General features: G+C 64.1%; 20 protein-coding genes and 1 pseudogene. 2 read left to right on the top strand and 19 right to left on the bottom strand.

Going from position 1 to position 22,518, the window contains the following annotated elements:
- The first annotated feature begins 142 nt into the window (after positions 1 to 142).
- Positions 143 to 868 carry a fumarate/nitrate reduction transcriptional regulator Fnr gene (gene fnr, locus ACI3EV_RS04030; RefSeq protein WP_329770796.1) on the top strand — a complete coding sequence of 242 codons (726 nt, stop codon included), beginning with the start codon at positions 143 to 145 and terminating at the stop codon, positions 866 to 868.
- A gap of 88 nt (positions 869 to 956) precedes the next feature.
- Here the strand turns inward: fnr and ACI3EV_RS04025 are convergent, their stop codons facing one another.
- The 16 genes and pseudogenes from ACI3EV_RS04025 to ACI3EV_RS03950 all read right to left on the bottom strand — a co-directional run bounded on the left by ACI3EV_RS04025 (position 957) and on the right by ACI3EV_RS03950 (position 15,322).
- Positions 957 to 1,262 (bottom strand): nitrogen fixation protein FixH, encoded by a 306-nt coding sequence (locus ACI3EV_RS04025; RefSeq protein WP_329770795.1) that lies wholly within the window; start codon positions 1,260 to 1,262, stop codon positions 957 to 959.
- 20 nt (positions 1,263 to 1,282) lie between these two features.
- Positions 1,283 to 2,752 (bottom strand): cytochrome c oxidase accessory protein CcoG, encoded by a 1,470-nt coding sequence (gene ccoG, locus ACI3EV_RS04020; protein WP_329770794.1) that lies wholly within the window; start codon positions 2,750 to 2,752, stop codon positions 1,283 to 1,285.
- Positions 2,753 to 2,902: 150 nt separating this feature from the next.
- Positions 2,903 to 3,811, bottom strand: coding sequence for a cytochrome-c oxidase, cbb3-type subunit III (ccoP, locus tag ACI3EV_RS04015; protein ID WP_329770793.1), 909 nt, complete (start codon positions 3,809 to 3,811; stop codon positions 2,903 to 2,905).
- A complete protein-coding gene (locus ACI3EV_RS04010; RefSeq protein WP_405198034.1) occupies positions 3,808 to 3,987 on the bottom strand; it encodes a cbb3-type cytochrome oxidase subunit 3 in 180 nt (59 codons plus the stop codon). The genes ccoP and ACI3EV_RS04010 overlap by 4 nt, the downstream gene beginning before the upstream one ends.
- A 29-nt stretch (positions 3,988 to 4,016) precedes the next feature.
- Positions 4,017 to 4,244: an OmpA family protein gene (locus ACI3EV_RS04005; RefSeq protein ID WP_405198059.1), complete on the bottom strand. Its 228-nt coding sequence runs from the start codon at positions 4,242 to 4,244 to the stop codon at positions 4,017 to 4,019.
- Positions 4,245 to 4,463: 219 nt separating this feature from the next.
- Positions 4,464 to 5,081: pseudogene (gene ccoO, locus ACI3EV_RS04000) on the bottom strand (cytochrome-c oxidase, cbb3-type subunit II); the annotation flags it as partial.
- A gap of 23 nt (positions 5,082 to 5,104) precedes the next feature.
- Positions 5,105 to 6,544 (bottom strand): cytochrome-c oxidase, cbb3-type subunit I, encoded by a 1,440-nt coding sequence (ccoN, locus tag ACI3EV_RS03995; protein WP_329770792.1) that lies wholly within the window; start codon positions 6,542 to 6,544, stop codon positions 5,105 to 5,107.
- Between the two features lie 65 nt (positions 6,545 to 6,609).
- The gene (gene ccoS, locus ACI3EV_RS03990; protein WP_329770791.1) at positions 6,610 to 6,747 is read right to left on the bottom strand and encodes a cbb3-type cytochrome oxidase assembly protein CcoS; all 138 of its coding nucleotides are present in this window, start codon (positions 6,745 to 6,747) and stop codon (positions 6,610 to 6,612) included.
- 4 nt (positions 6,748 to 6,751) lie between these two features.
- Positions 6,752 to 9,058: a cation-translocating P-type ATPase gene (locus tag ACI3EV_RS03985; RefSeq protein ID WP_329770790.1), complete on the bottom strand. Its 2,307-nt coding sequence runs from the start codon at positions 9,056 to 9,058 to the stop codon at positions 6,752 to 6,754.
- A gap of 110 nt (positions 9,059 to 9,168) precedes the next feature.
- Complete coding sequence (locus ACI3EV_RS03980; RefSeq protein ID WP_337690796.1) at positions 9,169 to 9,966, bottom strand: enoyl-CoA hydratase/isomerase family protein; 798 nt, start codon at positions 9,964 to 9,966, stop codon at positions 9,169 to 9,171.
- Position 9,967: 1 nt separating this feature from the next.
- Complete coding sequence (gene lgt / locus ACI3EV_RS03975; protein ID WP_337690798.1) at positions 9,968 to 10,789, bottom strand: prolipoprotein diacylglyceryl transferase; 822 nt, start codon at positions 10,787 to 10,789, stop codon at positions 9,968 to 9,970.
- Between the two features lie 112 nt (positions 10,790 to 10,901).
- Positions 10,902 to 12,068, bottom strand: a complete 1,167-nt coding sequence (locus tag ACI3EV_RS03970; RefSeq protein ID WP_337690799.1) for an OmpA family protein — start codon at positions 12,066 to 12,068, stop codon at positions 10,902 to 10,904.
- A gap of 142 nt (positions 12,069 to 12,210) precedes the next feature.
- Positions 12,211 to 13,185, bottom strand: coding sequence for a S49 family peptidase (locus ACI3EV_RS03965; RefSeq protein ID WP_329770786.1), 975 nt, complete (start codon positions 13,183 to 13,185; stop codon positions 12,211 to 12,213).
- Between the two features lie 78 nt (positions 13,186 to 13,263).
- Entirely contained in the window at positions 13,264 to 13,623 is a 360-nt protein-coding gene (locus ACI3EV_RS03960) for a Rieske 2Fe-2S domain-containing protein (protein ID WP_329770785.1), read from the bottom strand.
- Complete coding sequence (locus ACI3EV_RS03955; protein ID WP_329770784.1) at positions 13,620 to 14,279, bottom strand: HAD-IIIA family hydrolase; 660 nt, start codon at positions 14,277 to 14,279, stop codon at positions 13,620 to 13,622. The genes ACI3EV_RS03960 and ACI3EV_RS03955 overlap by 4 nt, the downstream gene beginning before the upstream one ends.
- Before the next feature lie 17 nt (positions 14,280 to 14,296).
- Positions 14,297 to 15,322: an RluA family pseudouridine synthase gene (locus tag ACI3EV_RS03950; protein WP_329770783.1), complete on the bottom strand. Its 1,026-nt coding sequence runs from the start codon at positions 15,320 to 15,322 to the stop codon at positions 14,297 to 14,299.
- Between the two features lie 624 nt (positions 15,323 to 15,946).
- Between ACI3EV_RS03950 and ACI3EV_RS03945 the strand changes: the two genes are divergently transcribed.
- Positions 15,947 to 18,886 carry an Rne/Rng family ribonuclease gene (locus ACI3EV_RS03945; protein WP_337690803.1) on the top strand — a complete coding sequence of 980 codons (2,940 nt, stop codon included), beginning with the start codon at positions 15,947 to 15,949 and terminating at the stop codon, positions 18,884 to 18,886.
- 264 nt (positions 18,887 to 19,150) lie between these two features.
- Here ACI3EV_RS03945 and ACI3EV_RS03940 read toward each other — a convergent pair whose 3' ends face one another.
- From ACI3EV_RS03940 to ACI3EV_RS03930, 3 genes are read right to left on the bottom strand one after another with little or no spacing between them, the layout of a single operon-like run.
- Positions 19,151 to 20,497 carry a heme biosynthesis HemY N-terminal domain-containing protein gene (locus tag ACI3EV_RS03940; RefSeq protein ID WP_329770781.1) on the bottom strand — a complete coding sequence of 449 codons (1,347 nt, stop codon included), beginning with the start codon at positions 20,495 to 20,497 and terminating at the stop codon, positions 19,151 to 19,153.
- A gap of 3 nt (positions 20,498 to 20,500) precedes the next feature.
- On the bottom strand, positions 20,501 to 21,688 hold the full coding sequence (locus ACI3EV_RS03935; protein ID WP_337690805.1) for a uroporphyrinogen-III C-methyltransferase: 1,188 nt from the start codon (positions 21,686 to 21,688) through the stop codon (positions 20,501 to 20,503).
- Complete coding sequence (locus ACI3EV_RS03930; RefSeq protein WP_329770779.1) at positions 21,685 to 22,518, bottom strand: uroporphyrinogen-III synthase; 834 nt, start codon at positions 22,516 to 22,518, stop codon at positions 21,685 to 21,687. Before ACI3EV_RS03930 ends, ACI3EV_RS03935 begins: the two co-directional genes overlap by 4 nt.

Raw genomic sequence — 22,518 nt, 5'->3', positions numbered from 1 at the left:
GATCCAGCAAACACGTGGTGATGGCAGCAATGTGCCCAATGTCCGTGCGCAGGGTCTTGATTTGTATCAACGGAAGGGGTGCCCGTGCCATAATCGGTCGATCCACTACTGATATCAAGGGATATCGCTGCCAGACTGTGCCATGCCTGCCACCACTTTCAGCCCTCTCAAGGTCAACTGTTCCAACTGCAACCTGCGCGATCTCTGCATGCCCGTCGAAGGCGATGCCGACGATATGGATGCGCTGGCAGAGCTGATCAGCGCCCGCCGCAAGTTCAAGCGCGGTGATGTGCTGTACAGCCACGGTGAGCCGTTCACCAACCTGTACGCCGTCCGCACCGGCTTCTTCAAGACCGTGGTGACCACCCCTGATGGCCGTGAGCAGGTCACCGGTTTTCACATGGCTGGCGAAATCGTCGGGCTGGATGGCATCGTCAACGACCAGCACACCTGTGACGCCGTGGCACTGGAAGATGCCGAGATCTGCGTGCTGCCGTTCTCGCGCATGTCCGACATCTCACGCCAGGTACCGGCCCTGCAGACCCATGTCCACAAGCTGATGAGCCGCGAAATCGTGCGCGACCAGAACATGATGCTGCTGCTGGGCAGCATGCGCGCCGAAGAGCGCCTGGCCGCCTTCCTGCTCAACCTGGTGCAGCGCCTGCATGTGCGCGGCCTCTCGCAATCCGAGCTGGTGCTGCGCATGACGCGTGAGGAAATCGGCAGCTACTTGGGTATCAAGCTCGAAACCGTCAGCCGCATGTTTTCGCGCTTCGCCGACGAAGGCATCCTCGAAGTGCGCCAGCGCCACGTCCACATCATCGATCCGGAAGCCCTGGAACGCATCGTCAACCAGCAAGGCGCATAAGCCTGCAGACAGCACAAGAAATGCCCCGCAACACCAGTTGCGGGGCATTTGTCATTGGCGGCAGGCGCTTGTCAATCTGCCTGCGACATCACTTCTCGGCGTCCGGTGCCACGCCGCCGGTCGCCGCATGGTTGCGCGCACGGTGGGCCGGCGTGTATTGGCCGCCCTTCTGTTGTACCAGCGACTGGTCTTCCACATCCTGGAACTGCGTCAGTACCTCGTTGGGTGAGCGCATGATCAGGATCCAGGTGATCAGGCTGGCGATGATGACGGCCACCGGACCGGCAATCACCATCCACACAATGGGATATTTCCACCAGACCCGGCCGTCTTCCGGGTGCGGCTGACGGTTCGGATCCTGGGAAGGGCTAGGGTTTTGCGGGGCTTGGCTCACGATAGTCTGCATCTGTCTGGTTAACGGTTGGGAACAAAGAAGGCCGCCTTTTCAGACACCGTGTCGCCACTCACGAATTCCTTCACGTCGAAGTAGATCTCGTGCGAGCCCGGCTCCATGCTGCCGTGCTGGATACGTACGCTCACGGCCTGCTGCGTCACCTGGGCCGGCGCCACCTTGAAGGTGCTGCCGCTGGCCACCAGCGCGCCCGGAATGCCGTGTACGCGCACTTCGTAGTCCTGCTCACGCTCGGTCGTGTTCATCACGCGCAGCGTATAGACGTTCTCGATCTTGCCGCCATCCACCATGCGCGCCATCACGCCACGGTCACGGATCACGTCCACGCGCATCGACGAACGCATGGTCAGGCTGACCACCAGCGCTGCCGCAATCGCCAGCAGGATGGTGGTGTAGACCAGCACGCGCGGACGACGCACACGCTCCCAGACCTGGCTGACATTCCATTTGTTGTCCATGGCATTTTGCGTGTAGTACTTGATCAGGCCACGCGGGTAGCCGACCTTGTCCATCACTTCGTCACAGGCATCGACACAGACACCGCAGCCAATGCACTCATACTGCAGGCCATCGCGTATATCGATGCCAGTCGGGCAGACTTGCACGCACATCTTGCAGTCGATACAGTCGCCCATCGCTGCCACCTGCTTATCGCTCATCTTCTTGGAGCGTGCGCCGCGCGGTTCGCCACGCTCCTGGTCGTAGGTCACGATCAGGGTATCGGCGTCGAACATGGCACTCTGGAAGCGCGCATACGGGCACATGTACTTGCACACCTGCTCACGCATGAAGCCGGCGTTGCCGTACGTGGCAAAACCATAGAAGAAGATCCAGAAGGTTTCCCAGTTGCCCAGGTTCCAGACCATGAAGTTGCCCAGCAGCTCACGGATCGGAGAGAAATAGCCGACAAAGGTCAAGCCAGTCCACAGCGAAATCAGCAGCCAGATCACGTGCTTGCCACCGCGCTTGGCGATCTTTTCGCCATTCCAGGGATTCTTGTCGAGACGCAGTCGCGCGCTGCGGTCGCCTTCAATCTTGGCCTCGACCCAGAGGAAGATCTCGGTATAGACCGTCTGCGGACAGGCGTAGCCGCACCACAGGCGCCCTGCCACTGCCGTGAACAGGAACAGCGACAAGGCGGAAATGACCAGGATGCCAGTCAGGTAGATGAAGTCCTGCGGGTACAACACCAGCCCGAAGATGTAGAACTTGCGCGAGGCCAGATCGAACAGCACGGCCTGGCGTTCGCCCCAGTTCAGCCAGGGCAGCCCGTAGAAGATGATCTGGGTGATCCAGACCAGCAGCCAGCGCAGGTTGGTGTAACGGCCCTTGCTGGATCGCGGGTGGATCGCCTTGGCCGATGCAAACAGCGAACCACCTGTGGCGGCATTAGTGATGTTTTCGATCGGGATGATGCGTTTTTCTTGGCCCGAAGGCTTCTTCGGCTCTTGATCACTAGGGTCTTGAGACATGACTTGTCCTGTTCGTCCAGATAGTTTCACACAAGCTTATGTGAAATCACCATTGTAGTACTACACAAATGGAACTGCCATGCACCCTTGACAAGTGCATGGCAGTTTCCCTGTCAGTTGCCAAATACGGCGGTATCTGGCATGGCTGACTTATTGCTGGTTGTTGGAGAGGCCCCAGACATAGGCCGCCAGCAGACGAATCTGTTCGGGCGTGAACTTGCTGCCCTGTTCCGGCATGATGTTGGTCTTGCCTTCGTTGATCATGTTGATCACGTGTTGCTCGCCAAAGCCATGCAGCCAGATGTTGTCGGTCAGGTTCGGACCACCCACGGCCTGGCTACCCTTGCCATCGGCACCGTGGCAGGCTGCACAGACAGCAAACTTGGTCTTGCCCACAGCAGCCAGGGCAGGATCATGCGGCACGCCAGACAGGCTCAGCACGTAGTTGGCTACCGCCTTGACGTCTTCCGGCTTGCCACCCACAGCTTGCGCCTGGGGCGTCATCACGCCGGTACGGCCCTTGGTGATGGTGTGGATGATGTCATCCGGCTTGCCGCCCCACAGCCAGTCGTTGTCGGACAGGTTGGGGAAACCGTTGCCGCCCTTGGCGTCAGAGCCGTGGCACTGCGCGCAGTTGTTCAGGAACAGGCGCTGGCCCATGCCCTGGGCTTGCGGATCCTTGGCAATCTCTTCGACCGGCATGGTGGCGTACTTGGCGAACAGCGGCTCGACCTGGGCACGGCCACGTTCCATTTCCTGCTCGTACTGGCTGGCAGACGACCACTTCAGCGTACCGCTGAAGCCGCCCAGACCCGGATACAGGACCAGGTAGCCGACAGCGAACGCGATGGTGATCCAGAACAGGCCAACCCACCAGCGCGGCAGCGGGTTGTTGATCTCGCGCAGGTCGCCGTCCCAGACGTGACCGGTGGTCTTGTCTTCGGCGGTGGCAGCCTTGGCATTGGCACCGAACAGAAGCACTGCAATACAGAACACGACGCCAAAAACGACAATCGCAATCACATACAGTGACCAGAAGGAACTATTAAAGTCACTCATTTTGTTTCCTTGGTGGTGTGGTGTTGGGGAGGAGCAGCATCATCATGGGCAAACGGCAGCCCGGCAGCTTCATCAAAGCCGGACTTGTTCCGTCGGGAAAAAGCCCACCAGATGATGCCGATGAACACTACGAAGGCCAGCAGCGTGGCAAGACTTCGCATGGAGGTGATGTCCATGATGAAAGGCTCCTCGTCCTTGTCGTTGGTTATTGCAGCGCCACGTCGACGCGACGGGCCTGGCCGCCAGCGCCGGCATTGTTGTCAGCGGGCTTCTGCAGGCTCACCTGGTCTTCGGTCAGGCCAGCGGACAGCAGCAGGTCGCGGACGGCGAATGCACGTTCCTTGGCCAGCTCTTCGTTCTGGGCAGCGTTGCCGGTGGCATCGGTGTAACCGGTGATGACGGCCTTCTTGCCCGCCTTCACGCCAGCGATCACGTCAGCCAGGGCTTCGGTACCACCCTGGGCCACATCCTTCTTGCCGGTGGCAAAGAAGAACTGCACCACACCGTTCTCGACCTTCACGGCAGCCTCGTCGGCAGCCGCTGCTGCGGGAACCGGAGCTACAGCAGAGGCGTCAGCCTGGGGAGCTGCAGCCGGGGCTGCGGCCGGAGCCGGCTGGGCAGCAGATTGCACGCTGCTCAGCTGGCCGGTACGTGCCAGGCCCAGGCTTTGCAGGTAGGCAATCACGGCTTCCATTTCGGTCTTGCCCTTGACGGCTTCCGGTGCACCGGCGATAGCCTCATCGGTGAACGGCACGCCGACGCGACGCAGCGCCGTCATGTGGGCAGAGATGGTGTTCTCGTTGACCGTGTTCTTGGCCAGCCAGGGGTAGGCAGGCATGTTGGACTCGGGCACCACATCACGCGGGTTGTACAAGTGCTGGTAGTGCCATTCGTCGCTGTAACGGCCGCCTACGCGTGCCAGGTCAGGACCGGTACGCTTGGAGCCCCACTGGAAGGGGTGATCCCACACCGATTCGCCAGCCACGGAGTAAGGACCGTAGCGCAGCGTTTCGGCACGGAACGGACGCACCATCTGGGAGTGGCAGTTGTAGCAGCCTTCACGCAGATAGATGTCACGGCCGGCCACCTGCAGGGCAGTCGGCGGCTTCATGTTCTCGAGCGGCTGGGTCGTGGTCTTCTGGAAGAACAGTGGAACGATTTCCACCAGACCACCGAAGGCCACCACAAGCAGCACCAGGACGATCAGCAGGAAGCTGTTGGTTTCGACTTTTTCGTGGCTCAGGCGGCCACTGGTTGGATGATTAGCCATTTGTTTTCTCAGCTCCTCGGGCTTCAGGCATGTGCATGCGTCACGGCAGGGATCTGTGTAGTCACAGAGCGACCCTGGCTAGCAGTCATGATGGTGTTCCACAGCATGACGATCATGCCACCCAGGTAGAGCACGCCACCCAGCAGGCGGATTGCATAGAAGGGGAAGGTCGCCTTCACGCTTTCCACGAAGGTGTAGGTCAGCGTACCGTCGGCGTTGATCGCGCGCCACATCAGGCCCTGCATCACGCCGGCAATCCACATGGCTGCGATGTACAGCACGATACCGATGGTGGCGGTCCAGAAGTGGACTTCGATCGCCTTGACGCTGTACATCTCCTTCTTGCCGAACAGGCGCGGGATCATGTAGTACATCGAACCCATGGTGATCAGGCCCACCCAGCCCAGTGCGCCGGAGTGCACGTGACCAACCGTCCAGTCGGTGTAGTGGGACAGTGCGTTCACGGTCTTGATGGACATCATCGGGCCTTCGAACGTGGACATGCCATAGAAGGACAGGGACACGATCAGGAAGCGCAGGATGGGATCATCACGCAGCTTGTGCCAGGCACCGGACAGGGTCATGATGCCGTTGATCATGCCGCCCCAGCTGGGTGCCAGCAGGATCAGGGAGAACACCATGCCGACGGACTGGGTCCAGTCAGGCAGTGCGGTGTAGTGCAGGTGGTGCGGCCCCGCCCACATGTAGGTGAAGATCAGCGCCCAGAAGTGCACGATGGACAGGCGGTAGGAATACACCGGACGGCCAGCCTGCTTCGGAACGAAGTAGTACATCATGCCCAGGAAGCCGGTGGTCAGCAGGAAGCCCACTGCGTTGTGGCCGTACCACCATTGCACCATGGCATCCTGCACGCCTGCGTAGGCAGAGTAGGACTTCATGAGGCCGGCAGGCATTTCGGCGCTGTTGACCAGGTGCAGCAGGGCAATCGTCAGGATGAAGCCACCGTAGAACCAGTTGGCCACATAGATGTGACGCACCTTGCGCGTTGCCAGCGTACCGAAGAACACCACGGCGTACGCCACCCAGACCAGCGTGATCAGGATGTCGATCGGCCATTCGAGTTCAGCGTATTCCTTGCCGGTGGTGAAGCCCAGCGGCAGGGAGACGGCGGCAGCCACGATCACCAGTTGCCAGCCCCAGAAGGTGAAGGCAGCGAGCTTGTCCGAGAACAGTCGCACCTGGCAGGTACGCTGTACCACGTAGTAGGACGTGCCGATCAGGCCGGAGCAGCCGAATGCGAAGATCACTGCGTTGGTGTGCAGCGGGCGCAGACGGCCATAGGACAGCCACGGAATGCCAAAGTTGAGCTCAGGCCAGGTCAGCTGGGCAGCGATGATCACGCCCACCAGCATCCCGACCACGCCCCAGACGACGGTCATGATGGCGAACTGGCGTACAACCTTGTCGTTGTACGTGTTCGCCTGAGTATTGGAGAAACTCATTTTCACCTCTTTTATAAAAAACGCAGCAAGCGTAATCTTAAACGCAAATCACAAGTTGATACATCTCAATCCTGCTTGAAAATGCGCTGACCTTCCGCTTCGGTGTCCTCGAACTGTCCGGTGTAGATCGCCCACCACAGTCCGGCGATGATGAACAGCACCAGAACGACTGAGAGCGGAATCAGCAGAAAAAGAATATCCAAACGCTCACTCCTTTCCTTGATCCAGCCTGCGCACCAGGCGCATGGCATTCATGACAACCAGCAGCGAGCTGAGAGCCATGCCCAAACCGGCCAGCCAGGCGGGCACCAGGCCCATCATGGCAAGCGGAATTCCGGTCAGATTGTACGCCGCGGACCATGCCAAATTCTGTCGCACGACTTTCATCGTGTCACATGCGAGACGATAGCTGCCGGCAACCGCCTGCAGACTGCTGCCGAGAATGACGAAATCGGACTGCGCCTGGGCCAGCGGTACCGCCTTGCCCAGGGCAAAAGAAACGTGCGCACCGGCCAGTACCGGGCCATCATTGATGCCATCACCGACCATGGCGACGAAGTGGCCCTTGGCCTGTTCGGCACGCAGCACATCGAGCTTGTCGGAGGCGGTACAGCCGCCCATGGCGTGGTCGATGCCAAGCTGGCCGGCAATGCGCTGCACCGCCTGCGGGCGGTCGCCCGACAGCACCTGCAGGCGCAGGCCGGCGGTGCGCAGGGTATCCACCGCCTGCTGCGCATCGGCACGCAAATCCTCGCGCAACACGAAGGTGGCCAGCCAGCCCTGCCCGTCGCTCAGGTTGCAATGCAGGGTATCGGGCGGCAAGTCGGTGATCAGCTGCGGGCTGACCTGGCAGAAGGAGTCGGAGCCCAGGCGCAATGCCTGTTCCGGCACGGCGGCCGTGGCATCGGTTACCGTGGCCTGCACGCCCTTGCCGGCAATTTCGCGCACATCGTGCACCAGCCAGCGCTGTTCCAGCAGCGCTTCGCCCTGCAGGCCGGCGGCATCCACCAGGGCGCGTGACACCGGGTGCAGCGAGTGGCGGCCCAGTGCGCCAGCCAGCTGCAGCGCCTGCTGTTCATCCACGCCGGGGCGCACCAGGATGCGCTCCAGCGCGATCGTGTCGGACGTCAGGGTGCCAGTCTTGTCGAAGACGACGGTATCGATCTGGGACAGGGATTCCAGCGCCTGCAGGCGGCGCACCAGCACGCCATGGCGCGCCAAGCCACCGGCAGCGGCCAGCATGGCCGCCGGCGTGGCCAGCGACAGCGCGCACGGGCAGGTCACGATCAGCACCGCTACTGCCGTCATCACGGCAAAGGCCGGATCTCGCGGCCACCACCAGACTGCGGTCAGGAGGGCTGCCAGCAGCACGACGATCAGGAAGGGCTTGGCAAAACGGTCGGCATAGACGGCCAGCCGCGGCTTGTCGACCGAGGCCTGCTCCATCATGGTGACGATTTGCGCGTAACGGGTGTTGACGCCCAGACGGTCGATGCGGATCTCGACCGGGGACTGGATGTTGTGGCTGCCGGCGATGACGGCGGTGCCCTGCTCGCGTCGCAGCGGGCGCGATTCGCCGGTCAGTAGCGCCTCGTCGACCATGGTGCGGCCATCGACCACGGTGCCATCGCCCGGAAAGGCTTCGCCCGGAAGTACGCGCACCAGATCACCGACCTTGAGGCGGCGCAGCGTGACGCGCTCGAACACGCCCTTCTTGTTGCGGCGCTCCACGCTTTCGGGCAGGCGGTTCATCAGCGCTTCAAGCGCGCCGGCAGTACGGTCACGCGAACGCGACTCGAGCCAGCGCCCGGTGAGCAGGAAGAAGGCAAACATGGTCAGCGAGTCGTAATAGACCTCGTTGCCGAACATGCCTTGCGGATCAAAGGTGCCAAGCGAGCTGACGATGAAGGTGATCAGCATGCCCAGTGCCACCGGCAGGTCCATGCTGACGCGGCGGTGGCGGATATCGTTGAGGGCGTTGCGGAAAAAGGGCTTGCAGGAGAAGATCACCACCGGCAGCGAAATCACCCAACTGGCCCAGCGCAGCAGGTACAGCGACTGCGTAGAGATGTCCTTGCTGACATATTCGGGCCACGCATACATCATGACCTGCATCATGGCAATGCCGGCCACACCCCACTGCCAGACCAGATGGCGCTGCTCCTGGCGACGGCGCGTGCTGGCGAAGGCATCGTGCGCCGGCACGGCGCGGTAGCCAGCCGCCTGCACGGCACGCATCCACTGGGATGGCTTGACCTGGTCATCCTGCCAGACCACGCGGGCGCGGTGGCTGCCCGGGCTGACCTGGGCATCCTGCACGCCGGGGACGGATTTCAGCGCATCCTCGATCGTGAGGGCGCAGGCAGCGCAGTGCATGCCCTCGATCGCGACATTCGACTCCCAGGCATGCACATTGGCATCGCCGGCAGGCCGACGGCTGAACTCGGACCACTCATCGGGGTCGTCCAGCATCTCGATCTGGGTCGAAGATGGAATGGCGGAGGCAATGGACATGACGCTACCAACTCATCCGCCCGTCTGGCGGAGTACTGCTACAGAACTCCGGATTGTAAGGAGGGCTGTCAGTTTGTGCGCAAGTTTTACATAAAGGCCGACTGATATCCTCAGAAGCGCGCCGGCCGCTTGTCGATAAAGGCGGTGATGCCTTCGCGGTGCTCCGGGCTGTCGGCATAGTCGTAGGCCGTGGCGCATTGTGCGTCCAGCATGGGCTCGGCGGCCTGCATCCAGGTACGCATCATCTGCTTGTGCATGCGTGCCGCTGCCGGCGACAGGCGCATGACGCGCGCCACGGTCTGCTGTACGTCGTCCTTGAGCGCGCTGCCATCGGCATGCAGGCGCGTCAGGAAGCCACGCTGCAGCATGGCATCGGCATCGTAGAGGCCAGCTTCCAGCAGCATGGAGCGGGCCACGGTGGGGCCGAGCACCTGGGCCACCAATGCCGCTTCGCGCGGTGCCATCGGGAAGCCGAGCTTGCCGATCGGTGCGCCATAGCGGCTGCCCTGCGTTGCCAGGCGGATATCGCAGCAACTGGCGATCTCTACGCCGGCGCCCATGCAGTTGCCCTCGATCGCGCCGATCACCGGCGCGTCACAGGCCAGCATCGCCGACAGGCCGCCCCAGACCTCGTTCTCGTGGAAATGGCGCAGGCTGTCGGTCTCGAAGCGGAATCCGGAATACTCGGAAATATCGCCGCCGGCACAAAAGTGCCCTTCTGCGCCCTGGATCACCACGCAGCGTAACGGATCAGCGGCCAGCGCCTCCTGCTGCAGGCGCAGGAAGACCTCGCGCAGCTGCACCCACATGCCGCGCGACATGGCGTTGAACTTGCCCTGATGGCGCAGCGTGACCACGGCATGGCGTGCGCCTGCGGTCTCCTCGACCAGCAACAGTACCTCGGCCATGTCAGACTCCCGGGCGCGCGTAATGGCGATCCGACCAGAGCCAGAGCGCCATGCCGCCCAGCATCATGGGAATACACAACCACTGGCCCATGCTCAGACCCATGGACAGCAGACCGAGGAAATCGTCAGGCTCGCGGAAGTATTCGGCGATAAAGCGGAATACGCCGTAGCCCAGCAGGAACAGCGCCGCCACCTGCCCCGGCTTGCGCTCCTTGCGTGCGTACAGCCAGAGGATGATGAACAGCAGCAGACCTTCGAGCAGGAACTGGTAGAGCTGCGAGGGGTGGCGCGCGATCATGCTGCCACTTTGCGGGAACACCATCGCCCAGGGCAGCGAAGGATCCGCCGCACGGCCCCACAGCTCGCCGTTGATGAAGTTGCCGATACGACCGGAAGCCAGGCCGGTAGGCACGCAGGGCGCGACAAAATCGGCCACCTGCAGCCACGGGCGCTTGCGTGAGCGGGCAAACCAGGTGAAGGCGCCGATCACGCCCAGCAGCCCACCGTGGAAGCTCATGCCGCCCTGCCAGATCTTGAAGATGTCCAGCGGATTAGCCAGATAGTAATCGGGCTTGTAGAACAGGCAATAGCCCAGGCGGCCGCCAATGATGACGCCCATCACGCCCAGGAACAGGATGTCCTCGATATCACGGCGCGACCAGGCGCCCTCACCCTGGATGCGGTTGTAGGGAGCGTGCCGCAGGCGCATGGTGCCCAGCACATAGAACAGTACAAATGCCACCAGGTAGGTCAGGCCATACCAGTGGATGGAGAGTGGCCCGATCTGCAGGGCCACGGGATCGATCTGGGGATACATCAGCATGGCGCCAATGGTAACAGCGCCAGCTGTCGCTACCGTGACGGACACGCTGCCGGATGTAAAAAACGGACGGCCCCGCAAGCGGGGCCGTCCGTGCCAGTGGCGAGTGTCACGATTACTCGGCGATCACGTCGACGCGGCGATCCTGGGCCAGGTTGCCGCTGGCACCATCAGTCTGCTCGGGCTTGCGCAGCTCGATACCTGACTCCGGCACACCCTGGGCGATCAGGTAGGCCTGCACCGCCTGGGCACGCTTCTTGGACAGCTCGGCGTTCAGGGCAGCATCACCACGCGGGTCGTTGTAGCCGCTGACCACCAGCTTGCGGCCCTGCTTGCCCAGTGCCACGATGTCGGCAGACACGGCATCCGCCGCAGCCTGGTTCACATCGGTCTTGCCGGTAGCAAAGTAGACCGACAGCACGCCGTTTTCCCAGGTAACGGCATCATCTGCCAGGGCCACAGCGCTGGCCGGGGCTGCCGGAGTGACAGAGGCAGCATCAGTAGCAGGAACAGCCTCGGAAGCGGCCAGCACGGCAGCGGCCGCTTCGGACGCCGAATCAGCAGCCACGACGGCAGGTGCCGATGCCGTGGCGCTGGCCGGAGCCGCGGACGGCTGCTCGACCGGCTGCTGGTTGCACATGCGCAGCAGCAGCAGCGCCAGCGCCGCCAGTGCACCGATCCACAGCCACTTTTTCCAGCCACCGCCAGAAGCGGCCTGCTGCACCGGTGCCGCCGCACGAGCGGCCGCCGCCGGAACTGCGGCAGCCAGCGAACCCAGACCCAGGCCGGACAGCAGGCTGCCATCCAGCGCGCGGGCCAGGAAGCCCTTCTGCTCGTTGAGCAAGCCCACGAATTGCGGCTTGGACAGCTTGCCGGTCTCGACTTGCGAGCGCAGTGCACCCAGCACCAGCGGCAGTGCTGCCGACAGCAGGCTGCTGCCCTGCTCCGGTGCGATACCAGTCTTGCCACCCAGCAGACGTGCCAGGCCGCTCACCTCGTTATCGCCGAACAGCAGGCTCAGCCACTTGGCGCCCTTCTGCAGCAGCGAAGGCTCGATGCGGTCATAGCCACTCTCGACCTCGGGGCCGGTGATCAGGTTGAACAGGCGGGTCATGTTGTCGCCAGAATCAGTCTGGGACACTAGCTTGCCCAGCAGTGCCGGCAGTGCCAGCGCCGCAGAACGGCTGGCCGTGTCGCCGGACAAGCCAAGCTGGCCCTGCAGGTAATCGGTCAACAGGCCGGCGGCCTTGGTCTTGAGCACGGAAGTCAGATCAATCGACATGGTCTCTCCTGGAAAAAGTCAGGACCGGCGCCCGGGTGCCGGCTGGATACGGGCAGACAAAAACGTCTGACGCTGCAGTGTAATCGCGTGAATCGACAGCTTGATGTCAGAAAATGGCGATAGTGTGTGCTTTGTCACGCCATCAGCGCCAGCTTGCCGTGTTGCCCAGTGCTTTCACCGCGCCCTCGCCCACTGCCGAGCCAAAACGGCGTGCCAGACGCTCGGCCACGTTCTCACGCTGGGTGTAATCCACGATGCGCTCGAACTTGGCCACTTCGCGTGCCACATAGCTGGTATTGCCCAGCTTGTCGGCCAGACCCATGCGCACCGCCTGCTCGCCGGTCCAGACCAGGCCGGAGAACAGCTCGGGCGTTTCCTTCAGGCGGCTGCCGCGGCCTTCGCGCACCACCTGGATGAATTGCTGGTGGATCTGGTCGAGCATGGTCTGCATATGCGCCTTCTGGCCTTCGTCCAGCGGGCTGAACGGGTCCATCAGGCCCTTGTTGCTGCCAGCCGTGATCAGGCGGCGCTCGACACCGAGTTTCTCCATGGTGCCGGTGAAGCCAAAGCCGTCCATCAGCACGCCGACGCTGCCGATCATGCTGGCCTTGTCAACGTAGATCTCGTCGGCCGCCACGGCGATGTAGTAGGCACCGGAAGCGCAGGTGTCAGAGACCACGGCGTAAAGCGGCTTGTTGTACTGCTTCTTGAGGCGGATCAGCTCTTCGTTGATGATGCCGGCCTGCACCGGACTGCCACCGCCGGAGTTGATGGACAGGATCACGGCACGCGAGCCCTGGTCGGCAAAGGCCGCCTCTACCGCCGGCAGGATATTGCTGACGCTGGCATCGGAGCCGTCGGCGATCTCGCCGCGGATATCGACCATGGCAGTGTGCGGCGCAGTCACCTTGCCCATGCTGGACGGGGTGCGCTGGAACAGCAGCCAGGCCAGCAGCACGAAGAAGGCCAGCCAGGCCATGCGGACGACAGTGCGCCAGCGGCGTGCCGCCTGCTGTTCGCGGATGGAGGCCATCGCGATCTTTTCCAGGGTGGTGCGTTCCCAGTCCTGCTTGCGCGGAGGGACCGGGATCAGGGAATCGTCTTGAGGTTCGGACATGGGGTTTCGGAGTGAAAAATGCAAACCGGGCACGGCCTGTTGCCAGCCCGGCGTTCAGCCATTGTAGGGCCTGCCCTGTCAGCCTGCAGGCTGGATATCGGCATCCGGCAGCCAGAACACCTGGCCATCCTGCTCCAGCACCTGCACCGCCTGCAGGCCACCCTGGCACGGACCACCCGCACAGGCACCACTGGCCGGATCAAACAAGGCACCATGGCTGGAACAGATCAGCCACTGGCCGGAAGCATCGAACACGCGATTCGGCATCAGGTCCAGCTCCATGGCCACATGGGTGCAGCGATTCAGCCAGGCATGCAGCTGCCCTTCAAAACGCACGACAAAGGCACGGCACGGATAGCCACGCTCCAGCACCTCGAACGGCCAGGCATCGCCACCGTCGGTGATATCACTGGAGGCACAGAGCGGAATCGCGTTCATGCAGGCGGCTGCAGCAGGCAGCTGCGCAATTCGGCCACGCTGTGCACCACCTGCAGCGGCTGCCAGCGCTCGAAGCCGCTGGTGCCGTGTGCGCCATAGCTCACCGCCACGCTGGCGCAGCGCGCGTTGTAGGCCAGTTCCAGATCGTGCGTGGTATCGCCAATCATCAGCGTGCGTTCGGGTGACACGTCCAGCTCTTCCATCAGCTCCAGCAGCATCTGCGGATCCGGCTTGCCTGCGGTCTGGTCAGCGGTACGGGAGGCATCGAACATGTGCGTCAGGCCGACGGTTTCCAGTGCCTCATCCAGGCCACGGCGGCTCTTGCCGGTGGCGACGGCGAGCTGGTGGCCACGGCCGCGCAGCTCGGCCAGCAGCTCCGGCACGCCATCAAACAGCGTGATGTCGTTGATATGGCGGAAATAATGCACGCGATAGCGGTCGGACAGCTCGCGGTAGCGCTCCTGCGGCACATCGGGCGCGACCTGGCGCAATGCATCGAGCAGGCCCAGGCCGATCACGTAGCTGGCCTGTTCGCGCGTCGGGCGGGCACCACCCACATCGACCACCGCCTGCTGCAGCGCCAGCGTGATGCAATTGGTGGAGTCAAACAGGGTACCGTCCCAGTCAAAACAGATCAGGTCGAAGCGGTGTTGCATGGTGTTGTCTTCCGTCCTCATTCCATAGTGTGGCTGGCGGCATCGCCGGCCTGCTGCACAAAGCCAGCCAGCGCCGGCTCCAGCGGCTGTTCAAGCTGTACTTCCTCGCCCGTGGCCGGGTGCACGAAGCGCAGCCGCCAGGCGTGCAGGAACATGCGCTTGAGCCCGGCCTTCTGCAGGCTGCGGTTGCGCTCGAAATCGCCATATTTCTCGTCGCCAGCGATTGGGTGGCCACTCGAAGCCAGGTGCACGCGAATCTGGTGCGTACGGCCGGTCTTGATGGTGACTTCGAGCAGCGTCATGGCGCCCAGCGGATGCGCGATGCGCTGCGCCACGCGCACCAGCGAGACCGATTTCATGCCTTCGGGATCATCGCGCGTGGTGGCTCGCACGCGGCGCTCGCCCTCCTGCCCCGGCTTGCCCGGCAGCAGGAACTTGCGCAGCGGCGTATCGATGACCTTGCGCTTCTCCTGCCAGTCGCCCCAGACCAGCGCCAGATAGGTCTTGCCGGTCTCGCGCTGGCGGAACTGGTCCTGCAGCGCGGTCAGGGCCGAACGGCGCTTGGCGATCAGCAGGATGCCGCTGGTTTCGCGATCCAGCCGGTGCACCAGCTCCAGAAAGCGGGCCTGCGGCCGCGCCCGGCGCAACTGTTCGATCACGCCAAAACTGACACCGCTGCCGCCGTGCACAGCAACACCTGCTGGCTTGTTGACGGCCAGCACGTGCTCGTCCTCGAGCAGTGCCGGAAATTCACGCGGCGGCGTGGCTTCGGCCTGCTCGACGGTACTGCGCTGGGCCACACGCACTGGTGGCACGCGCACCACATCACCGGGCTGCAGCCGGCTGTCGGCCTGGGCGCGCCCCTTGTTGATGCGCACTTCGCCGCTGCGGATGATGCGGTAGACATGCGTCTTCGGCACGCCCTTGAGCACGCGCAGCAGGTAGTTGTCGAGACGCTGGCCTTCGCCGTCGTCACCGACCTCGAGATATTTGACGCTGGGTGCCGCTACATTTCCGGCATTCGCCCCTATAATGTTTTTCACTGTGAAAGTCTGTCCGATAGGCTGTGCCCAATAGCAACTAGTGTAAGGCACAAGCCCCAGTCGCGGCTTTCCAGCAAGTCCATGCCACTGGCGGGGCTGCCTGCAGACCGGATGCCAGAGTCATCCGATGGCACCAGCTCCCTCAGCCCAGGCTGACGCCCCAGAAACACCATATTGGAATATTTTCCGCCTGACTGGCCTCCGTGCCAGCGCAGGCGGTCGGATGAATGCAAGTGCGCGGCATTTTGCTGGTTTTTTCTCTCCTGTCTACCGGACTCACTTCCGTGCTGCGCCTTCCCGTGCGCCTGGCAGCGGATGACCGTGGTCAGGAAGCCCAGCCCCTGATCAACCGCCCCGTCACGGCTTTCCACCCTGCTTCCTTCCCTGCCGCCAGGCGGCACGGAGGCGCACGGTCACCTGCGCGGCAACCCGCCCGCGCCACTGCATTCCTCCACGCGCCTACCCTCCCCTGTCCGGCCTTGCGGCCTGCGTGACGGAGTCTCCCGGCAATTCCCTTCCGTTTCCGGCGTTTGCCCTGGCATGTCAGCAACAGCTGCACTGTGCCGCTGCTGCATGTCTGTAACTGCATAGCATGAGCCTGCGGGCTCAGGAAGGAAACGCATCATGAAACGGATGCTGATCAACGGCACCCAGTCGGAAGAACGCCGACTTGCCATCGTCGACGGCCAGAAGCTGCTCGACTACGAGATCGAGATCGAAGGTCGCGAACAACGCAAGGGCAATATCTACAAGGCCGTGGTGACACGCGTCGAGCCCTCGCTGGAAGCCTGTTTTGTCGATTACGGCGAGGACCGCCACGGCTTCCTGCCGTTCAAGGAAATTTCGCGCCAGTACTTTGCCGAAGGCGTGCCGGTCAGCCAGGCGCGCATCCAGGACGTGATCCAGGAAGGCCAGGAACTGCTGGTGCAGGTCGAGAAAGAAGAACGTGGCAACAAGGGCGCCGCCCTGACCACCTTCATCAGCCTGGCCGGCCGCTACGTGGTGCTGATGCCGAACAACCCGCGTGGCGGTGGCGTCAGCCGCCGCATCGAGGGCGAGGACCGCGCCGAGCTGAAAGAGGCAATGGACCAGCTCGAATACCCCAAGGGCATGAGCATCATCGCGCGCACTGCCGGCATCGGCCGCAGCGCACCCGAGCTGCAGTGGGACCTGAGCTACCTGCTGAAGCTGTGGGAAGCGATCGAGGGTGCTGCCGGCGCTGGCAAGGGTGCCTTCCTGATCTACCAGGAATCCAACCTGGTGGTGCGCGCCCTGCGTGACTACTTCAGCCCGGAAATCGGCGACATCCTGATCGATACCGACGACATCTACGAGCAAGCGCACCAGTTCATGAACCACGTGATGCCGGAGCACGCATCCAAGGTCAAGCGCTACCGCGACGACGCACCGCTGTTCAGCCGCTTCCAGATCGAACACCAGATCGAATCGGCCTACTCCCGCATCGTGACCCTGCCGAGCGGTGGCGCCATCGTGATCGACCACACCGAGGCACTGGTCTCGGTCGACGTCAACTCGGCGCGCGCCATCAAGGGCAGCGACATCGAGGAAACCGCCACCCGCACCAACCTGGAAGCTGCCGACGAAGTGGCGCGCCAGATGCGTCTGCGCGACCTAGGTGGCCTGATCGTGATCGACTTCATCGACATGGACGAGCAGAAGAACCGTCGCGAGGTGGAAAACCGCCTGCGTGACGCGCTGCGCCAGGACCGCGCGCGTGTGCAGTTCGGCACCATCAGCAAGTTCGGCCTGCTGGAAATGAGCCGCCAGCGCCTGCGCCCGGCCCTGTCCGAAGGTGCTTCCATCCCCTGCCCGCGCTGCGGTGGCTCCGGCCACGTGCGCGATACCGAATCGAGTGCACTGCAGATCCTGCGCATCATCCAGGAAGAGGCGATGAAGGACAACACTGCGGCCGTGCACACGCAAGTGCCGGTCGAGGTCGCCTCCTTCCTGCTCAACGAGAAGCGCTCCGAGATCGCCAAGATCGAGCTCAAGCAGCGCGTGCACGTGATGCTGGTGCCGAACAAGGGCCTGGAAACGCCGCACTACCGCCTGGAGCGCCTGAAGCACGACGATCCGCGCCTGGACAACATGGATGCCAGCTACAACCTGGTCGAAGAAATCGAGGATCCGACCGCCGTCACGCGCCGCTCGCAGGAGCCGACCAACCGCCAGACGCCGGTGCTGAAGAATTTCCTGCCCGAACCGCCAGCCGTGGCCGCACCCGAAGTGGCGCCTGAGCCGGTTGCCGCGCCGGCAGCTGCCGCAGCTCCGCAGCCGGTGGTCGAGCAACCCAGTGGCTTCGCCGCGCTGTGGCTGAAGATCAAGCGCATGTTCGGCATGGCCGAGCCCGAGCCGGAAGTGCAACCCGAACCGGTCAAGCCGGAACCCGAAGTCAAGCCGGCCGGCAAGTCCGATGGTCGCCGTGGTGGCCAGCGTGGCAGCCGTGGCGGCAATGGCCGCAGCAGCAATGGCCAACGCAGCGGCCAGCGCCAGGGTGGCCGTGGCGAGCGCCAGGATGACGGCAGCAGCCGCTCCGAGGAGTCGCGCGACAGCCGTGCTCCGCGTAGCGAGCAGCCAGGCGAGGCACGCCAGGAGCGCAGCAGTTCCGGCAACCGCAACCGCCGCGGCGGTGATCGCTCCGGTTCCGGCGAGCGCAGCGAAGGCGACAACAGCCAGCAGCAGCGCAACGAACGCCGCCAGCCGCGCCAGACCCAGCAACAGCCGCTGGCAGACAACGCCGAAGTACTGGCCGCTGGCGTAGCCGCAGCAGCCGTCAGCGCTGTTGCCGCGACTGAAGCCAGCGCCGGCGACACCGCCGCCACCGCTTCCGAGACCGGCAGCAGCACCGACAACGGCGAGCCGCGCGAGCGCCGCGAACGCCGTTCGCGTGACCGCTACGGCCGTGACCGCCGCAACCGTGGTGACCGTGCCGAGCGCACCGCATCCGACGAATCGCAGGACACTGCCGACAGCAGCAGCGCCAGCACCGAGGACAACGCACCGCGCAGCTATTTCTCGGCGCAAGCCAATGCGCCGGTACCGGGCCTGGCCCTGTCGGCCCCGGAGAGCACCGAAACAGCCGCACCGGCTGAAGTAGCTGCCGAGACTGTTGCCGAATCCGGCACCGTCCTGGCCATCGCCGCTCCAGCAGAAACCCCTGCTGTCGTGGCCACCGTAGCCGAAACCGCTCCCGTGGCAGCAACAGCCACCGAAACGGCTCCCACTCCGCTGGCAACGCCCCAGGTAGAGCCAGCCGTGGCCGTGGTCGAAGTCGCCGAAACAGTGGCGGCAGAACCTGTCACCTTCACCCTGCCGCTGACAGAGCTGCAGCAGGTCGCCGAGCAGGCTGGCCTGGTCTGGGTGCATTCCGATGCCGACAAGGTCGCTGCCGTACAGGCCGAAATTGCCGCCACGCCCAAGCCGGTACACGTGCCGCGCGAGCGCCCGCCGCTGGTGGTGCTGGACGAAGGCCCGCTGATTCTGGTGGAAACGCGCCGTGACCTGGCAGCCAACCCGCTGCCATTCGAGCAGGCTGCGCAGTAAGCACAGCCACAGACAGGGCCCGCGCCCTGTCGCTTTCGGCCAGGCGGCCACTGTCCCCGACAGTGGCCGCTTTTTCATGGGCGAAGCTACCGGCAGGACAGCCGCAACTGCAGCGTCAAGCACAGGATCGGATCGATCAAGCGAAGCAGGACGTACGCAAGGCCTGGCGGCACATCAAGCCGCATGAAAGGGTTGGGTACAACTGCAGGCGTCAGTGCACGTGTAAGCTGTGGCACGTACAGCGGCCAGCCAGAAGAAGAAGGCTCAGGCAGACGTGATGGCAGCCTGCTTCCAGGCTTCCAGCGCCGCCGTGGTATCGGCGCGCTGTTCCGCCAGTTGCGCCAGCACCATCCAGGCCTTGCGGCGCAACGCCGGCACCTGCTGCAGGCGCGGCAAGGCCTGTTCGAGCCATTGGCGTGCCGAGTCTGGCTGCTGGCGTTGCAGGCAGACCAGACCGTACAGGTATTGCAGCTCCGCCTGCTGCGGATGACGCTGGCTGGCCTGCTCGATACGCTGTTGCCAGTCAAGCTCCAGACTGCCCAGCGAATCCCCCAGCATCAGCACCACGGATTGGCGCTGTACCGGGTTCAGCGCTTCGGGCGATATGGCCAGCTGTTCCCAGACCGGCAGCAGCCAGTGGCTGGCCTGCGCGGGCGAGCCTCCCAGCAACTGCAGGCGCTCCGCTGCAGCCAGGGCAATCGCCGGTACGCTGCGCTCCTGCGCGGCCAGGGCACGCCAGTGCTGCTGCAGCTGCTCTACATCGTGGGCGGAGCGCAGCCAATCGGCCGCCAGCTGCTGGATCAGGGCCTGGCCGGCAAGCGGCGAGAACGCCTTGTGCCGCACCAGCGCACGTGCCGTATCCAGCGCCTGCTGTACATCGCCCTGCTGCTGCGCCGCACGCAGGCGGTAGCGCAAGGCGACAATCCGGCGCGTCGCCCCCTGCGGCAACTGGTCCAGCAACTGCAGCGCCTTGTCCGGCTGGTGACTGTCGAGCGCACGGCGCACCGAGCGCAACAACAAGCCTTCGCGTGTTTCTGCCGCTGCGCCACCGTGGATCAGGCGGGCCTCCTGTTCGGCGCGCGCCTGGCAGGTATCACGCCATTCGGCATCCAGCATGCCCTGGCTGCTGTCAGCCATCAGGTTGTGCGCCAGCGTGCGCATCTGCATGCGATACGCCGGAGCCGGCGCTGCGGCATGACCGGCCTTAGTCTGATCCGATTCCGTTTCGGCAGGCTGTGCCGGATCCGGCCTGCCATACAGGCCCTCGTCCTGTTCCAGCGCCTTGCCGGCGGCGGTGCGGGCACGGCCATAACGGCCGGCAATCTGGTAGGACATGGCATCAAGCAGATAACCGTGCATGGCGCGCTCTTTCTGGTGCGTGCGCCAGCGTTGCGCCTGCAAGGGCAGGCTGGACAGGATCTGTACGCCACGCAACAGCGCAAAACCGAGCAGGAACAGGCCGACGATCACTGCCACCACCAGGTTCAGCGACAGGTCGATGGCCTGCGTCGGCGACCAGTAGACAGTCACCACGGCCTGGTTGCCGCCTGCCAGCAGGGCCAGCAGCGTGGCCAGAAGAAACAGCAGGACCAGCCAGAGTAGCGCGCGCATCGATCAGGCCCCCGAAGCTGCGACGGTCGCAGCCGATGCCGCAGGCTGTGCCGGAGCCGGCGCCGAGGCCGCCGATGCTGCCGGCAGCGCCGGAACAATCACCGGCGCAGCCAGTGCCGCCGCATTCTGCGCGGCTGCCAGCGCTGCCTGGGTTTCCTGAATGGTGGGCAGTTGCACGACGTGGATGTTGTTGCCGACCTCTTCCAGCGTCAGCAGCGAGCTGCGTACGGCCTGGGCATCGGACTGGAAGTAGCGGCTCATCATGGCACGCACCTGTTGCACGTCGCTGCGGGCCACTTCAGGCTGGCGCGCCAGCAGCGCCATGCGCGCATTGAGCAGCTGCAGCTTGATGTTTTCACGCAGGTAGTAGCCCTGCTGCGGCTGCAGCAGCGCGGCATCGCGGCTTTCGATGGTGCGCACGCGCACCAGATCGGAGAAGGTATCACTCACATGCGCCCAGCTGCGCTGCCACCAGGGCGCATCGGATGGCAGGCTGGCGGCGCTGCTGGCCTGCGCCTGCCAGGTACGCTCGTTCAGGCGCACCAGATCGCTCTGCAACGGCAGACCGTCGATCTCGCGCAGCACGCCGTCGATACGGCCCAGCAACATGGTCACATCGCTTTCGCTGGTCTGGCGCAGGCGCTCGATATCGCGGCCAATGCTCTGTTCCAGCGGCAGCAGCTTGGGCTGTGCGGCCTGCCTCAGGCGGTTCTGGGCGCTGACCAGACCGGCCAGCAGCGGCTGTACGCCGCCGGTCAGCTGGCTCTGCTGCCAGCCCATCTGGATCGCGGCATCGATATCGACCAGCAGGTTCTCGTCCTTGGCGCGCGCCAGTCCTTGCAGCACGCTGTCGACCTGGGCATTGCGCCCCTCGAATTCGGCGACCTTGGCCGAGAACAGTGCCGTACGCGCCGTGGCGTCCTGGCTCTGGCGGCTAGCCAGCTCGGCAACTGCCTGCAGCTCGCTGGCCTGGCGGTTCATGTCAGCCACTTGCGTGGCGATCTGGCGCTGCATGCGGCGTGCATCCTGCCAAAGATAGGCTACGCCAGCCATGGCCAGCAAGGCCAGGATCAAGGCCAGCACCAGCCCCACACGTGCCAGCGCCGACATGCCGGCACGTGCCGCTGCCGGGGGAGCGTTCACGGGCATCGGAGCGGGAATTGCAGCGTCGGTCTGGTCGGAGATCGTCATAGCAGTGATTGTATCGACTGGGCCACGTCTGCAAGCACCGGACGCGCCTGCTGCAGTTGCACAAAACCGCAACGGCGTGCATTTTCCGCAATCCGTGGGTGGGTGGCGACAGCTCCATCCGCCGACCAGTCATGCCCGGGCAGCAAGGCCACGGCATGCTCCAGGGCCTGCGAGCTGCTCCAGAGCCAGAGGCAGCGACGTGCCGCCAGCTGCTGGCGCAGGGAGGAGACAAAGGCATCATCCCAGGCAGGCGGCTGGCGCTGGTAGGCGACCACGGTATCGACCGTAACGCCAGCTGCCTGTAGCTGCTGCCCCATCCAGTCTCGGCCAGCGCCCTGGTCCACCTGCTCGCCAGGCAGCAACTGGTCGGTGCCGCGCACGCGCAGCATGCGCCTGCCCTGCTGCAGCGCCTGTGCGACCTGCGGCTGGACCAGCGGCCAGAGGGTTTCGGAATCGAACTGGGCGGCATCGGCCGGCGGACTGTCGATACCCGCTGCGGGGATACCGGTCTGCAGCAGCGCATCGCGCGTGCCGCGGCCGGGCGCCCAGGCACGCACGCCAGCAGCCTGCCAGCGCGCCAGCGCATCCGGCACGGCGGCAAAAAAACCGGTCACGGCCGGCACGCTGACGAAATAGGCCGCGACCAGCTCCGGCAAACTGTCCCAGGCCAGCTGCAGCCGCTGCTGGTAGGCTGGCGCATGGACCGGCGCGGTCACGATCAGCGGCAAGGCCCGGATGTCGACCTCCGGCAACAGCTGCTGCAGCTGGCTGGTCCAGCGGCTGGCCTGCGGCTCCGGCCGCGTCACCAGCACCAGGGGGCGCTGTGCCAT

Source organism: Allobrachymonas wangyanguii (assembly GCF_045055315.1).
GTDB classification, from domain to species: Bacteria; Pseudomonadota; Gammaproteobacteria; order Burkholderiales; family Burkholderiaceae_C; genus Brachymonas; species Brachymonas wangyanguii.
Note: the sequence above shows the minus strand (reverse complement) of the source record. Positions and strands in the feature narration are given on the sequence as shown.

What these genes read in the sequence shown, in the direction of transcription:
- fnr (WP_329770796.1), top strand. Translation starts at nt 143, where the DNA reads ATGCCTGCCACCACTTTCAGCCCTCTCAAGGTCAACTGTTCCAACTGC.
- ccoG (WP_329770794.1), bottom strand. Translation starts at nt 2,752, where the DNA reads ATGTCTCAAGACCCTAGTGATCAAGAGCCGAAGAAGCCTTCGGGCCAA.
- ccoP (WP_329770793.1), bottom strand. Translation starts at nt 3,811, where the DNA reads ATGAGTGACTTTAATAGTTCCTTCTGGTCACTGTATGTGATTGCGATT.
- ACI3EV_RS04010 (WP_405198034.1), bottom strand. Translation starts at nt 3,987, where the DNA reads ATGGACATCACCTCCATGCGAAGTCTTGCCACGCTGCTGGCCTTCGTA.
- ccoN (WP_329770792.1), bottom strand. Translation starts at nt 6,544, where the DNA reads ATGAGTTTCTCCAATACTCAGGCGAACACGTACAACGACAAGGTTGTA.
- ACI3EV_RS03985 (WP_329770790.1), bottom strand. Translation starts at nt 9,058, where the DNA reads ATGTCCATTGCCTCCGCCATTCCATCTTCGACCCAGATCGAGATGCTG.
- ACI3EV_RS03980 (WP_337690796.1), bottom strand. Translation starts at nt 9,966, where the DNA reads ATGGCCGAGGTACTGTTGCTGGTCGAGGAGACCGCAGGCGCACGCCAT.
- lgt (WP_337690798.1), bottom strand. Translation starts at nt 10,789, where the DNA reads ATGCTGATGTATCCCCAGATCGATCCCGTGGCCCTGCAGATCGGGCCA.
- ACI3EV_RS03970 (WP_337690799.1), bottom strand. Translation starts at nt 12,068, where the DNA reads ATGTCGATTGATCTGACTTCCGTGCTCAAGACCAAGGCCGCCGGCCTG.
- ACI3EV_RS03965 (WP_329770786.1), bottom strand. Translation starts at nt 13,185, where the DNA reads ATGTCCGAACCTCAAGACGATTCCCTGATCCCGGTCCCTCCGCGCAAG.
- ACI3EV_RS03960 (WP_329770785.1), bottom strand. Translation starts at nt 13,623, where the DNA reads ATGAACGCGATTCCGCTCTGTGCCTCCAGTGATATCACCGACGGTGGC.
- ACI3EV_RS03955 (WP_329770784.1), bottom strand. Translation starts at nt 14,279, where the DNA reads ATGCAACACCGCTTCGACCTGATCTGTTTTGACTGGGACGGTACCCTG.
- ACI3EV_RS03945 (WP_337690803.1), top strand. Translation starts at nt 15,947, where the DNA reads ATGAAACGGATGCTGATCAACGGCACCCAGTCGGAAGAACGCCGACTT.
- ACI3EV_RS03940 (WP_329770781.1), bottom strand. Translation starts at nt 20,497, where the DNA reads ATGCGCGCGCTACTCTGGCTGGTCCTGCTGTTTCTTCTGGCCACGCTG.
- ACI3EV_RS03935 (WP_337690805.1), bottom strand. Translation starts at nt 21,688, where the DNA reads ATGACGATCTCCGACCAGACCGACGCTGCAATTCCCGCTCCGATGCCC.
- ACI3EV_RS03930 (WP_329770779.1), bottom strand. Translation starts at nt 22,518, where the DNA reads ATGGCACAGCGCCCCCTGGTGCTGGTGACGCGGCCGGAGCCGCAGGCC.